We start from the raw sequence: 12,410 nt of genomic DNA, 5'->3' as shown, positions 1-12,410 counted from the left end.
AATCGCACATCCGGCCGGGAGAAATGTCGGTAGTCGATACAGTCGAACAGCAGTGCGCGGGAGTGACGACTCCGCGTTCAGACTGTCGCTTCAGGCTCGACGTCGTCGCCGAGGAACTCGGCGGCGAGTTCGGCCTCACGCTGGACGAGGTACGAACGGTCGTCAGCGTACTCTGCTGCCGCTTCGAGGGCCGTCTTGGTCCCTATCTGGCGGAGCGCCCACGCCGCGCTGGCGCGCACGGAGTCCACGTCGTCGTCCGCGATGACGTCGGCGAGCGGCTCGATTGCGCGCGTGTCGCCGAGGATACCGAGTGCGCGTGCGGCGGCGGAGCGAACGTTCTCGTTTTCGGTCACGAGTTTGTTCGCGAGCGGTTGGGTCGCCTCTTCCGAGCCGATTTCGCCGAGTGCCTTGAACACGACCTTCTGGAGCGCCGGGTCGCTGTCGGTGTCGGAGTAGTCGATGAGCATCTCGACACCCTCTTCGGCACCCATCTTGCCGATGGCCTTGATAGCGCCCTTGTTCCGGCGCTTGGCCTGTGGTTCGACCGCGTCGTACGCAGCGGGGTCGTTCATGCGCGTGAACGCCTCGATACAGTACTCTTCCATGAAGCCGGACTGGAAGCTCTCGAACGCGAGCGCGATCATGTCGATGTTGCCGCGCTTCTCGTGTTCCTTGAGCGCCGAAAGCTCCGGCGGGTAGTCCTTGTAGTGGCCGAGCACGTCGTAGAAGCCCTGTGCCTGCAGCTTCTCGCGCGTTTCGAGGTCGTCCCACTCCTGGGCGTCGTCGAGGCCGTCGGTCAGGCCGTCGGCAACCTCGATGAGGTCGGCGATGGTCTCTGCGTCGTCGTCGGCGTCGAGACCGGCGGCGTCGATAGCCGAGATTGCGTCGTCGATGGCGGCCGTGAGCGCGGACTCGTCGTCGCCGTCGACCGAGACGCTGGCGTCGAGCACGCCGCCGAAGTCGTCTGCGAACGCTTCGACCGCAGCGACGACTTCGCCTTCGCCCTGTTCGGTCCAGCGCGTGTCCGTGATGGTCGACTTCGCTTCTTCGAGCGTCTCGATTGCGTCGTCGGCGTAGGGGCCACGCTGGGATTCGAGGTCGTCGCGGAGGTCGGACAGCTGCGAAGTGAGTTCCTCGGCAGGGTCGTCTTCGTCTTCGTCGTCGGCCTCCGGCAGGTCCGCGGCCTCGATATCCGCTTCTATCTCGTCGAGCGTCGCCTCGACGTCGTCGAGGTCGGCTTCGGTTTCAGCCGCTTCGAGGGCCTCTTGTGCCTCGTTCAGGCGTTCGTCGAGGCTCTCGGGCGAGAGTTCCGTCGTATCGTCGTCCCCGTCACTCATATGCCGGAAGTCCGTTCGTCTGTAAAAAGAGCGTTTCCCTTCGCTTCGCCCGGCGGTGGGGGGTGCGACACACAAGATTGCCTCGATGCCGAGGTATTTTTTCACTACGGCATCCTCTCTTGGGTCGTGACTGGTCCTATCGTCGCCATCCCGCAACTGTCTCTCTCCGACCTCGATAGTGACGAAAACGAAGCCGCAATCCGAACGCGAGCGGCTGAACTACCTGAAAACGTCGATATCGCGTTGTTCCCCGAGTACGCACTAACGGGGTTCGTCGCCGACAGCCGCGCGTTCAGTGGTGCGGTTACGCGCGAGTACGCGACAGAGTTTCTCACGTCCGTCGCCGCAGAACACGAGTTCGACGTCTTGGCAGGGTTCCTCGAACGAGATGGCGACACGCTGTACAACGCGGCGGCGTACGTTCGCCCCGACGGAACGGCGGCAGTCTACCGAAAGCGACACCTCTGGGGCGACGAGGCGTCGGTCGTCACGCCCGGTGACGAACTCGTCGTCGTCGACACGCCTGCAGGAAAGACCGGCCTCCTGACCTGTTACGACCTGAACTTCGTCGACGACAGCGCGGCACTGACCGACGAACGCGTCGATGCCCTCTTCGTCCTCGGTGCGTGGCCCGCCGCGCAGTCGGAGAACTGGCGGTTGCTCTGTCGCGCCCGCGCGCTCGACGGTGTTCGATGGCTCGTCGGTGCGGGACGAACCGGACGCGGTACGACTCCCGGTGCAGAGACCGAATTCGCCGGACGCTCGCTCGTCGTCAGGCCCGATGGGGTCGTTGCAGCGTCGTTGAACCGCGACGAACGTGACCTCGTGTGGTCGCTCGACCGAGACGTCCTCGACGAGCAACGAGCGTTCGTCGGTTCGGTCGACTGACCGAAAACCGGTCTGCATCACCGGAATCGAGTGGGGTTTTGCCGACGGTGACGAACCAGGGGTAATGACTGACTCGCTCTTTAGTCCGCTCTCGCTTCGAGAGACGGAAGTCTCGAACCGCATCATGGTCTCGCCGATGTGCCAGTACTCTTCGACCGATGGCTTCGCCAACGACTGGCATCTCGTCCACCTCGGGAGTCGGGCGGTCGGCGGTGCTGGAATCGTGATGACCGAGGCGACGGCCGTCTCGCCAGAAGGACGCATCTCTCCGAACGACCTCGGTATCTGGAGCGACGAACACGCCGACGCGCTCGAACGCATCACGTCGTTCGTGAAGTCGATGGACAGCATTCCTGCGATTCAACTCGCACACGCGGGGCGGAAGGGAAGCAAGTCGCGCCCATGGGACGGGAGCGACCCCGTGTTCCCCGAAGACGGTGGGTGGAACCCTATCGCACCGAGCGACGTGCCGTGGCCCTACGAGAGCGATGCGCCCGAACTCCACGAACTGACGACCGAGGAAGTCGGTGACGTCGTCGACGACTTCCGCGCCGCCGCCGAGCGCGCACTCGACGCTGGCTTCGAAATCGCAGAGGTCCACGCCGCCCACGGCTATCTCCTCCACGAGTTCCTCTCTCCCGTGACGAACCACCGTGACGACGAGTACGGAGGGTCGTTCGAAAACCGGACGCGAATCGTCCGCGAGGTCACCGAGGCGGTCCGCGAGGTGTGGCCCGACGACAAGCCCGTGTTCGTCCGCATTTCGGCGACTGATTGGCTGGACGACCGCGACTCGTGGGACCTCGAACAGTCTGTCCAACTCTCCGCTGACCTCGCCGACCTCGGCGTCGACCTCGTCGACGTGAGCGCGGGCGGTCTCCACCCCGACCAGGAGATTCCGAGCACTGGCCCCGGCTATCAGGTTCCCTACGCCGAACTCATCCGCGAAGAGACTGGCGTTCGTGTCGGCGCTGTCGGTGGCATCCGGACGGCCCGCCACGCCGACGAAATCGTTCGCAACGGACGCGCAGACCTCGCCATCGTGGGCCGTGAACACCTTCGTGACCCCTACTTCGCCCTCCACGCCGCGGGAGACCTCGGAGTCGACGCAGCGTGGCCCCCACAGTACCAGCGCGCCGTGCCGCGTCGGTAGGATACCCGCCCCCCTCGAAGGCTTATGCCCGATGCGGCCCAATTGTGTCGTATGAGCGACCGACGACGGGACGACGACATTCTCGACGTCCTCGACGAACTCGGGGACACACTGGACGAACTCGGTTCGGAACTCCGCGAAGAGCGTGACCGCGAGGTGCGCGACCGGTTCCGGAACCCCCGTCCACCGACGTTCGGTGAAGTCATGCGCTTTACCGAGTCGTACACCCTCCCGACCATCATCGCCGTCCTCGAAGCGACCATCGCCTCGCTCGAACTCCTCCGCCGCCTCATTCGACTTTCAGACCCCGGGCGTGTGATGGAAGACCGGAGAGCCGAAACGGAGATAGACGAGCGGTTGCGCGAGGTGCCCCGTACTGCCGTGTACGGCGTCGAGCGCGCCCTCGACGAACTCCGGAAGGCGCTCTCGGAAGCCGACCTTCCGTCGAACTCCGACGCGCGAGATATCATGGAACACGCCCGCTCACTCGCGGACGAACTCGACGAGCGAATCACGGCCGCAGAGCGAGAACGAACCTCGCGTGACCGTCGCTGGCGCGACGAGGAACGCAGTTTCGAGTCGAGTTGGCGCAGACGGAACGAGCAGTCTCGGAGTCGTAATTCTGGCCCCGTCAGAATCGACGTAACAGAAGAAGGAATCGACCACGCCGGTGACGACGACGCGAGCGACGACAGTCCACAGGTGGACGTCGACGCCGAGTTAGAGTCGATAAAACGAGAGGTCAGAGGGGACGACGAAGACGACGAGGACGAGTAGAACGACTACTGGGTCGGTCCGAACTCGATTCTATAGAGACCAGAGAACCACCCTGCGAGCGCTAACAGCACGATTCCTGCGGCACCAGTCACCAACACGGGCGTCCGCTCGGTGCTCACGAGAAACACTCTGAGTCCGAAGAGGAGTGAGATGGTTCCGACGATAGCCAGTGCCCCAGCAACGCCGAGTCGCCACTGCGGGAGGTCGGTCGCACGCCCACCCAGACGGAGGAAGTGTGCAACCGCCGCGCCGACGAGTCCGAGGCCCACGATGTACGCGGCGAACAGGAGGTTGAAATTGACCCCTGCGGAGCCAAACGCGACTTCTAACAGGTCGAACCCGACGATGAGCAGATACCCCGGTATCTGGACGGGTGGAAACTGAACGCCGAAGGAGAGGGCGTACAGACCAACGAGTACCAGTATGGCGACGACAGCGTCACGAACGAAGGTGACGCGCGGGGCTCGACTCATACGAGACGTAGAACGTGTAGATATATCAACATTCTCCCCATGTGGAGAATGTCGAGAAGAGAACTGCCGAAGAGTGCTGTCGGTAACCGGTCAGACCGGTCTAAACTGATACCCGTCCCAGTCCTGACTCGCCGGTTCGCGGATGCCAGCACCGGGTTCGCGGAGTTCCTCGCAGTAGACGGGTTCGACTTCATCGCCGATTTCGACGTCGTCCTCGTCGGTGACCTGTCCGATGGCGCGCACAGGTTCGCCCTCTACGTCGAACTCGACGATTGCGAGCGTGTTGGGTGCGCGGACGCCGGGCGGCGTCGCCGTCGACGTGGTCCACGTCAGGACCGTCGCCGTGTATTCGCTCAGGTCGACGGTGCCGACCGGTTCCTCGCCGTCGGGGCCGACGGGGTGACCGGGGTAGGTGATGCTCCCATCGGGGTAGCGGTACGCTTCCATCGGGGGGTTGTCGTCGGACATTATCGGGACTCCATGATGGTCGTGATGACGCAGTTGCCGAAGCCGCCGACGTTGCACGCGAGACCGATGTCGGCGTCGACCTGTCGCTTGCCTGCGTCACCGATGAGTTGCTTGTAAATCTCGTACACCTGTGCGACGCCGGACGCGCCGAGGGGGTGACCCTTGGACTTCAGGCCGCCGGAGGTGTTGATGGGCAGTTCGCCGTCGCGGTCCGTGACGCCCTCTTCGACTGCCTTCCAGCCTTCTCCCTTCTCGAAGAACCCGAGGTCCTCGGACTGCAGGAATTCGAGAATGGTGAACATGTCGTGGAGTTCCGCCACGTCGATGTCTTCGGGTTCGAGGTCGGCCATCTCGTACGCAATCTCCGATGAGTTGACGACGCCGCCCATCGTGGTCGGGTCGGCACGCTCGTGGACGACGTGGGTGTCCGTCGCGCCGCCGATACCGGAGATGACGGCGTAGTCGTCGGTGTACTCGCGGGCGACCGATTCGGGACAGAAGACGAGCGCTGCAGAGCCATCGGTGATGGGGCAGAAGTCGTAGAGGCGAAGCGGGTCGGCGACGATTGGCGAGTCCAGAACCGTTTCGAGGTCGACTTCTTTGCGGAACTGGGCGTGTGGGTTGTCGAGACCGTTTTTGTGGTTCTTGACGGCGACCTTCCCGAGCGACTCGCGCGGGGCGTCGTACGTGTCGAGGTAGAGTCGAGCAGTGAGTCCCGCAAACGACGGGAGTGTCACGCCGTGTTTGTACTCGACCGGGTGGGTCAGCGAGGCGATGACGTCGGTCGCTTCCGCGGTCGACCGATGGGTCATCTTCTCGCCGCCGACGAGCATGGTCATGTCGGACGCACCGGAGGCAACCGACTGCCACGCTGCGTAGACGCCGGCGCCACCGGACGAGGACGTTTGGTCGATACGGGCGGTGTATGCAGGCATCGCCGCGAGGTCGTGTGCGAGGGCGTTCGGGACACCTGTCTGTCCCTCGAACTCGCCACTCGCCATATTCGAGACGTAGAGGTGCTCGATTTCGTCGGGCGAGACGCCGGCATCCGCGAGTGCGCTCTGCCCTGCTTCGGCGAGCAACTCGCGAATCCACGCATCGCGCTTCCCGAACTGGGTCATCGATGCACCGATGATCGCTACGCGGTCCATACGTGAACGTGGTTGCAACGCGATTTAAAACCGGGCACTCCTTCGTGGCCACGTCTCAAACCGTTTATCAATCGGACACCCGAACCACCGTCCATGGACACCGAACGCCTCGCTTCGACGGTCGGTCTCGTCGGTGCACTTCTCCTCGCTATCGTCATCGCGGTTCCTGCCGTCGCCGTCGAACCCGGTGCTGGTGAGATGGCGACGTACTACGCCTCTGGACCGTTCGGAATCGCCATCGTCGGGATGCTCGCACTCCTCGTCGTCATCGTCTTTCTCTCCGGACGGCAAGAGCGTACAGACCCTGCGGTCGCCGCCGGGCTCGCGCTCGTCATGTCGGTCGCGATGGTTGGCCTCTCGGTCCTCTGGTCGCTCACTATCGACCCGACCGTCTTGTTCAGTTTCCCCGAGCAGTACGCGTGGCTGAGTAATCACCGCTGGGCGGTCGTGGGCGCTTCCCTAGTCACGTTCGCGGGCGCAGCAATGTACGCCCGAAACGTCGTATAACCCGAACCGAGACGTACACGACGCTGAACGACTGCTCGAATCACCCCGACGGTGTCCGCCGATTTCTCGCTTCGCGAGTCGAAAGGCCCTTAACAGTCCGTGGATTATGAATGAGTGGACTAGGTCGGGCAGTTAGGCCCTGCTCTCTACCCGCGAAATAGGTCTTTAGCGGGGACCAAAAACGGGCGCGTCCGGTCAGACCGGCGCGGGCCTCGGAAGCCAACGTAGAAACCTCGTCCCTCGGGGACAGCGGTTCCGTGTACCCCTTCCGCAGGGAAGGGTTCGCGCGGTTCATCGGTGGTACCCCGCCAGGCGCGGGAGCGAGCAGCGGACCATCGGACGTGCGTCGCTCGAGGGATCGCGGGGTGGAGGAGGCAACCGAGATTCCCCTCGTCGGAACGCCGGGCAACCTCGCTGTCCACCCATTCATACTTCATTCAACGCGTCGAGCGATGCTTCTCGGGTTCACATACTGAGAGAGGCCCGTGCAGACGTCTCTCCCCACAACAATCTCGTCACGCTCCGATAGCGTTCGGCCGACGACGAACTGCGACAGTTGCCACTCAGCGTGTGAGAATCAGTCGGGGCGGGGACTGCCCCAATCGTCGTTAGTTTTCTTTCTCTGCTTCCGTCTCTGCTTCCGTCTCGACAGACTCCGTCTCTGCTTCCTCTTCGTCTGCCGCCGCCTCGTCTTCGTCGGTGTCTTCGACGCCCTTCTTCAGTTCCTCTTCGATCTCTTGGCGTCCGCGTCGGAACTCACCCATCGCTTGCCCGGACGAGCGAGCGAGCTGGGGAAGTTTGTTCGCCCCGAACAGGAGGACGACGATGAGCAGGACGATGAGCAGTTCTGGGCCCCCCGGGAGACCGGGGAACAGTGGAATAGAGTTTAGCATTACGTTCGCTTACGTTCGGGGGGAAGATAAGAGAGACGGTCCGAGTTTCGATTGAGTGAAACGTTCATCGAGAGAAACATTTATGTCGAGGAAAGGGTGGTTTGGCGACCAGTAGACGGGTGTGTGTTCAGTTGGTGATTCGGGACGACTCTCGTGCCACCAAATCACTGTGAAAGTGTACGCGCGACTTCTGTGGTCACGCTGCAGCGAAGCTCACGCTGAATGAACAGGTCGGATACCGTCGACACACTGAGTAAGAACAGGTACGAACCCCGGATAGAACCTCTCGAGTGCGACATCCGCGGTGGTAACTGCCTTCAGCGCCAACTCGTCCACCCACCGTCGACGACGATGGACTCACCGGTGACGTACTTCGCGAGGTCACTGGCGAGGAAGACGGCGACGCCAGCAACGTCGTCTGGTTCGCCCCGCCGGCCGAGTGGAATCATCGCCTCTAGCTGTGCCATCTGCTCTTCGCTCGTCTCCATGTCTTCCGGCCCAATCTTCGTGTTGATGGCACCGGGATGGATGGCGTTGACGCGGATGTCCCGCTCACCGAGGCCGTGTGCCAGTGAGTACGTGAGCGTCCGCACAGCACCCTTCGTCGCCGTGTAGGTCGGGTAGCCACCGTTTCCGTAGATTCCATTGACGCTGGAGATGTTGATGATGCTCCCCCCGCCGCCCTGGGACATTCGCCCCGCGGCTGCTTGTGCACCGAAGTAGACACCCTTCACGTTGATGTCCATCATTCGCTGGAACTCGTCTTCGGTGACGGTGAGGAAGTCTTCCGGCCACCAGACGCCTGCGTTGTTGACCATGATGTCGACGCCGCCGAACGCCTCCGCCGCGTCCATGGCGTTCTCGAACGCGCTGGGGTCTGTCACGTCGAGTTCGACGTACGTCGCCGACGCGTCTGTGTCCGATTCGATCTTCTCGTGGGTCGGCAGCCCACCCTCTTTCGGGTCTTCGCGGACGTCGCAGACCACCACGTCTGCGCCCTGTTCTGCGAACGCGAGCGAGATGCCGCGTCCGATTCCCGAACTTCCACCAGTGACGACCGCGACACGGCCTTCGAGTAGTGTCATCTGTATTTCACCACAGTGTTAATTGGTGTCAATCAGGTTAACTGTAGTTGGCCGTCGAACACCCACGATACCGAGAAAACAGCGTCAGTACGGACGACAGCAGCGCTGCGGTCAGCGACCAGTCATCACGTTCGTGCTCCCACACTCGGGACACTGTGTCATCGTCCCGAGCGACGCTTCCACCGTCGTCCACTCGTCACCACCCGATACGGCTGTGAACCCACAGCGCAGACACCGTGAGGTCGGTTGCGATGAACTGCTTGCCATGGTGTTGTATGTGTCACGATTCTACATAGTCGTTACTCCGATAGGTGAGAAATTTCCGGAAGGTGTCCTGATGTGGAGTACCGTTTCCGTCCGTCTGTTACCCTCGAATCAGTTCTGCGGCCTTCTCGCCGATTGCAATCGACGGTGCGTTGGTGTTCCCGCTCGTAATCTTCGGCATAATCGAGGCGTCCGCGACGCGCAGTCCATCGACGCCTCGAACTCGGAGTTGTGGGTCGACGACAGCCATTTCGTCAGTTCCCATCTTGCACGTTCCTGCGGGGTGATAGATGGTGTGAGCTGTCTCCCGAATGTGTTCCTCGATCTCCGCATCGGTTTGGACGTCTTCGCCAGGCCATTGTTCGTCGCCCCGAATATCTGCGAACGCGTCTGCCTGTGCGATTTCACGAGCACGCTTTATTCCTTCCCTGAGAACAGCGAGGTCTGGTTCTGCAGTGAGGTACTGTGGGTCGATGACCGGTGGGTCAGTCGGGTCGGCAGACGCGAGTTCGACGAAACCAACGCTTTCCGGTCTAACCTGTGTCGACCCAATCGAGTAGCCCAACCCCTCTGGATTCGAAAATCCGTGGTTCATGTAGTACACTGGGCAGTAGTGGAACTGGAGGTCCGGGGCCGGTTCGTCGTCGTCGACGTAGAGATAGCCGCCCGCCTCGCCGATGTTCGACGTCGGGGCCGGTGGTTGGTCGTCGGTTCGGTCGTAGACGACGAAGGTGAACAGGTGGTCTTGGAGATTCTGCCCGACACCAGGGAGGTCGACAACGACGTCGATACCGTGTTCTTCGAGGTGTTCTGCAGGACCAATACCGGAGAGCATCAGTAGCTGTGGGGAGTTGTACGCACCACCAGAGATGACGATTTCTTCGGTCGCGTCTGCAGTGTGTTCGTCTCCGTCTCGTGTGTAGCTGACGCCAACAGCGCGAGTGCCGTCGAAGTGAATCTTCGTCACCAGTGCGTTGGTTTCGACAGTGAGGTTTTCGCGCCCGAGAACCGGTTTGATGTACGCCGCCGCACTACTGCAGCGTTCACCATCACGTTGCGTAACGTGGTACAGTCCGGCGCCAACCTGTGTCTCGCCGTTGAAGTCGGGGTTGTGTTCGAGTCCACACTCTTCTGCCGCTTCGATGAACAGCTCAGAAGATGGATGTGGGTCTACGAGGTCGGCGACGCTGAGCAGACCGTCCGTCCCGTGGAACTCGTCTTGACCGGTTCCTTCGAACTGCTCGGCTCGTTTGAACACGTCGAGCATCTCGTCGAACGACCAGCCTTCGTTTCCGAGGTCAGCCCAGTTTTCGTAATCCCACGGGTTCCCCCGGTTGTATATCTGGGCGTTCATCGAACTCGTGCCACCGAGGGTCTTGCCTCGTGGGTGGTAGAGTCTCCGGTCGTTCATTTCTGCCTGTGGCTCCGTGTAGTACTCCCAGTCGGCTTCAGATTTGAACAGCGTCGGGAACATCACCGGAGTGTATATCGACTCTCGGTGGTCTTCGTCGGGAGAGCCCGCTTCGAGCAGGAGGACCTCGGTTTCCGAATCTTCCGATAGCCTGTTTGCAACTGCGCAGCCTGCTGACCCAGCACCCACCACGATGTAGTCAAACTTTGACATTTGTACGGGCTGTTGTACCACTGGCAGGCACATAAAATGACACACGAAAGTTAATTATAGTTTTCACTCCGTACGTCTCAGCTGCTCTCCGTCGAGAACACACCCGCGACGAGAGAGCCGAACCTTCGTCAGAGTGGAATATTCCTGCTGAAGTTCACTGAATACACGAGAGACTGGCGACTCGTCGTGTCGGTCAGTTCAGAAGATGCACCGGCTGGGAATCGAACCCAGATAATTGGCTTGGAAGGCCAATGTCTTACCATTAGACCACCGGTGCGAACTCGCTGCACTCGTTCGCACCGAGCCTCGGCCTCACTTCGTTTGGCCGAGACACCGGTGCGCTCGTAGCCAGCGTCTATCTGCTCATTCTCGACGCCACAATAAGGATGTTACCTTTTCGGTCAGGCGTTACTGTTGTCCGATTTTCCGGGGTTGTCGGCCTTCTGCGAGTCGTCTTCGGTGATTTCGCCCGTCACATCCTCGAACTCGAACTCGACTTCAGCCTCGGCGTCGTCGTGTGTGACTTTCACCGTCACTTCACTCGTCGCGGGGATCTCGACGACGAGTGTTCCGTTGGCGTCAGTCGACCCGGCGACTTCGTCGTTCACCATGACCGAGGCGTTCTCGACTACCGTCCCGTTCTGGGTGACGACGAGCGTCGCGTTCTCACCGGCCGTCACGTTCCCATCGAACGTGACGTTCAGTTCGGCGTCTGCCTCGGCTTCTGCGTCGCCTTCGGCTGCTGATTCGTCTTTGTCACGTTTCTCTTTGGATTCTCCCTTCGCTTCCGTCGCTTCGTTCTCGTCTTCGTCCTCGACGTCCTCTTCAGCCTCGTCGGCTTCGTCCTCGTCGACGTTCGTTATCGGAACGTCAGTGCCGGACTCGCTGATGACGGGCTTGAGGATGTACTTTCCACTTCCTCCGGCCTCGAACGCGGTGATGTCGAAGACGAAGTCCACGGACCCACCTTGTTCGACGACGAAGTCGGAGTTGAGTTTGAGTTTGTTACTCGGGAGTTTGATGTTCACTTTCTCGCCCGTCTTGAGCGTCCCGTTGACGTCGGTCACGTGGACGTGTACTGCGTTGTAGTTCCCCTTTTCGAGGTCGTACGCGCCGACGAGCGTCGCGTTGTCGCCCTTCAGCTCCGTCAGGTCGACGGTGACGTTCTCCACTTCGTAGGTCACTTTCCCGCCGTCGTCGGACTCGGCTTCAGCTTCAGCCTCGACTTCGGCCTCACTTTCCGCTTCGACCTCGGACTCGTTTTCAGCGTCGGCCTCGACCGTCGCGTTTGCCGTTGCATTAACCTCGGCCGTCGCGTTGGATTCGACCGTGGTGTTCGACTCGTTCACCGTCGGCTCAGCGGTCGCCGTCTCGTCGTCTGACTCGTTTTCGGTCGACTCCTCGCTGGATTCGGCGTCGACGTCCGAACTGTCGTCAGCACCGCCATCCGCGCGCACGAACGTCACGCGTTCGATGGTGACGTTGAGGTGTTCGAAGTCGCCGATGGCGTTCTCTTCGTCACTGACGTAGAAGTTCACCGTGCCAGACTCACCGGCGTCGGAACCGCCGGTCGAGGATGCATCAGTCGTCTCTGCGGTCGCTTCGCTCGTGGACTGCGGACTTTCAGTGAGTGTTCCTGCACCGCCAGCGCACCCCGCGAGGACGACGAGGAGCGCAACCATGACAGTCGTGATTCCAGTACGTTTCATCGTTGGAGACTATACTGTCCGGAAGAACTTGAGGTGGGTGTTTACTCACCCCCGATTTACTCCGATTTTCCCCGAATTTCG

Annotated in this window: 13 protein-coding genes, 1 tRNA gene and 1 other RNA gene; 5 read left to right on the top strand and 10 right to left on the bottom strand. The window is 61.4% G+C overall.

The features are described 5' to 3' along the window. Positions 1–77 precede the first annotated feature (77 nt). Positions 78–1,337, bottom strand: a complete 1,260-nt coding sequence (locus tag GJR98_RS13065) for a HEAT repeat domain-containing protein (RefSeq protein WP_151139083.1) — start codon at positions 1,335–1,337, stop codon at positions 78–80. A gap of 126 nt (positions 1,338–1,463) precedes the next feature. Between GJR98_RS13065 and GJR98_RS13060 the strand changes: the two genes are divergently transcribed. From GJR98_RS13060 to GJR98_RS13050, 3 genes are all read left to right on the top strand, one after another. Continuing rightward, positions 1,464–2,225 carry a carbon-nitrogen hydrolase family protein gene (locus tag GJR98_RS13060; protein WP_151139082.1) on the top strand — a complete coding sequence of 254 codons (762 nt, stop codon included), beginning with the start codon at positions 1,464–1,466 and terminating at the stop codon, positions 2,223–2,225. Between the two features lie 64 nt (positions 2,226–2,289). Further along, the gene (locus GJR98_RS13055; protein ID WP_151139081.1) at positions 2,290–3,378 is read left to right on the top strand and encodes an NADH:flavin oxidoreductase/NADH oxidase; all 1,089 of its coding nucleotides are present in this window, start codon (positions 2,290–2,292) and stop codon (positions 3,376–3,378) included. A 51-nt stretch (positions 3,379–3,429) separates the two neighbouring features. Then, the gene (locus tag GJR98_RS13050) at positions 3,430–4,155 is read left to right on the top strand and encodes a DUF7547 family protein (RefSeq protein ID WP_151139080.1); all 726 of its coding nucleotides are present in this window, start codon (positions 3,430–3,432) and stop codon (positions 4,153–4,155) included. A 5-nt stretch (positions 4,156–4,160) separates the two neighbouring features. On the opposite strand, the gene GJR98_RS13045 is transcribed toward GJR98_RS13050, so the two are convergent. The 3 genes from GJR98_RS13045 to GJR98_RS13035 form a co-directional block, all read right to left on the bottom strand. After that, positions 4,161–4,628 (bottom strand): hypothetical protein, encoded by a 468-nt coding sequence (locus GJR98_RS13045; RefSeq protein WP_151139079.1) that lies wholly within the window; start codon positions 4,626–4,628, stop codon positions 4,161–4,163. A 90-nt stretch (positions 4,629–4,718) separates the two neighbouring features. After that, positions 4,719–5,096, bottom strand: coding sequence for a Zn-ribbon domain-containing OB-fold protein (locus GJR98_RS13040; protein ID WP_151139078.1), 378 nt, complete (start codon positions 5,094–5,096; stop codon positions 4,719–4,721). Then, positions 5,096–6,247 carry a thiolase family protein gene (locus GJR98_RS13035; RefSeq protein ID WP_151139077.1) on the bottom strand — a complete coding sequence of 384 codons (1,152 nt, stop codon included), beginning with the start codon at positions 6,245–6,247 and terminating at the stop codon, positions 5,096–5,098. Before GJR98_RS13035 ends, GJR98_RS13040 begins: the two co-directional genes overlap by 1 nt. Positions 6,248–6,340: 93 nt before the next feature. On the opposite strand from GJR98_RS13035, the gene GJR98_RS13030 reads away from it, so the two are divergent. After that, on the top strand, positions 6,341–6,754 hold the full coding sequence (locus GJR98_RS13030) for a DUF7548 family protein (protein WP_151139076.1): 414 nt from the start codon (positions 6,341–6,343) through the stop codon (positions 6,752–6,754). Positions 6,755–6,866: 112 nt separating this feature from the next. Further along, an RNA gene (gene ffs / locus GJR98_RS13025) (signal recognition particle sRNA) lies at positions 6,867–7,178 on the top strand. A gap of 184 nt (positions 7,179–7,362) precedes the next feature. Here ffs and GJR98_RS13020 read toward each other — a convergent pair. The 6 genes from GJR98_RS13020 to GJR98_RS13000 form a co-directional block, all read right to left on the bottom strand. Next, a complete protein-coding gene (locus tag GJR98_RS13020) occupies positions 7,363–7,647 on the bottom strand; it encodes a Sec-independent protein translocase subunit TatA/TatB (protein ID WP_151139075.1) in 285 nt (94 codons plus the stop codon). A gap of 317 nt (positions 7,648–7,964) precedes the next feature. Further along, on the bottom strand, positions 7,965–8,732 hold the full coding sequence (locus tag GJR98_RS13015; protein ID WP_151139074.1) for an SDR family oxidoreductase: 768 nt from the start codon (positions 8,730–8,732) through the stop codon (positions 7,965–7,967). 111 nt (positions 8,733–8,843) lie between these two features. Then, positions 8,844–8,999 (bottom strand): hypothetical protein, encoded by a 156-nt coding sequence (locus tag GJR98_RS17535; RefSeq protein WP_191965468.1) that lies wholly within the window; start codon positions 8,997–8,999, stop codon positions 8,844–8,846. Between the two features lie 97 nt (positions 9,000–9,096). After that, complete coding sequence (locus GJR98_RS13010) at positions 9,097–10,620, bottom strand: GMC family oxidoreductase (protein WP_154269743.1); 1,524 nt, start codon at positions 10,618–10,620, stop codon at positions 9,097–9,099. 206 nt (positions 10,621–10,826) lie between these two features. Next, positions 10,827–10,897: transfer RNA gene (locus GJR98_RS13005), tRNA-Gly, on the bottom strand. 124 nt (positions 10,898–11,021) lie between these two features. Then, on the bottom strand, positions 11,022–12,329 hold the full coding sequence (locus GJR98_RS13000; protein ID WP_225316403.1) for a DUF4382 domain-containing protein: 1,308 nt from the start codon (positions 12,327–12,329) through the stop codon (positions 11,022–11,024). Positions 12,330–12,410 lie beyond the last annotated feature (81 nt).

This window comes from Haloferax marinisediminis (genome assembly GCF_009674585.1).
GTDB classification, from domain to species: Archaea; Halobacteriota; Halobacteria; order Halobacteriales; family Haloferacaceae; genus Haloferax; species Haloferax marinisediminis.
The sequence above is the reverse complement of the archived record's forward strand: the minus strand, read 5'-3'. Positions and strand labels throughout refer to the sequence as shown.

Coding starts and splice junctions, on each gene's coding strand:
- GJR98_RS13065 (WP_151139083.1), bottom strand. CDS start 1,337: ATGAGTGACGGGGACGACGATACGACGGAACTCTCGCCCGAGAGCCTC.
- GJR98_RS13055 (WP_151139081.1), top strand. CDS start 2,290: ATGACTGACTCGCTCTTTAGTCCGCTCTCGCTTCGAGAGACGGAAGTC.
- GJR98_RS13050 (WP_151139080.1), top strand. CDS start 3,430: ATGAGCGACCGACGACGGGACGACGACATTCTCGACGTCCTCGACGAA.
- GJR98_RS13045 (WP_151139079.1), bottom strand. CDS start 4,628: ATGAGTCGAGCCCCGCGCGTCACCTTCGTTCGTGACGCTGTCGTCGCC.
- GJR98_RS13040 (WP_151139078.1), bottom strand. CDS start 5,096: ATGTCCGACGACAACCCCCCGATGGAAGCGTACCGCTACCCCGATGGG.
- GJR98_RS13035 (WP_151139077.1), bottom strand. CDS start 6,247: ATGGACCGCGTAGCGATCATCGGTGCATCGATGACCCAGTTCGGGAAG.
- GJR98_RS13030 (WP_151139076.1), top strand. CDS start 6,341: ATGGACACCGAACGCCTCGCTTCGACGGTCGGTCTCGTCGGTGCACTT.
- GJR98_RS13020 (WP_151139075.1), bottom strand. CDS start 7,647: ATGCTAAACTCTATTCCACTGTTCCCCGGTCTCCCGGGGGGCCCAGAA.
- GJR98_RS13015 (WP_151139074.1), bottom strand. CDS start 8,732: ATGACACTACTCGAAGGCCGTGTCGCGGTCGTCACTGGTGGAAGTTCG.
- GJR98_RS17535 (WP_191965468.1), bottom strand. CDS start 8,999: ATGGCAAGCAGTTCATCGCAACCGACCTCACGGTGTCTGCGCTGTGGG.
- GJR98_RS13010 (WP_154269743.1), bottom strand. CDS start 10,620: ATGTCAAAGTTTGACTACATCGTGGTGGGTGCTGGGTCAGCAGGCTGC.
- GJR98_RS13000 (WP_225316403.1), bottom strand. CDS start 12,329: ATGAAACGTACTGGAATCACGACTGTCATGGTTGCGCTCCTCGTCGTC.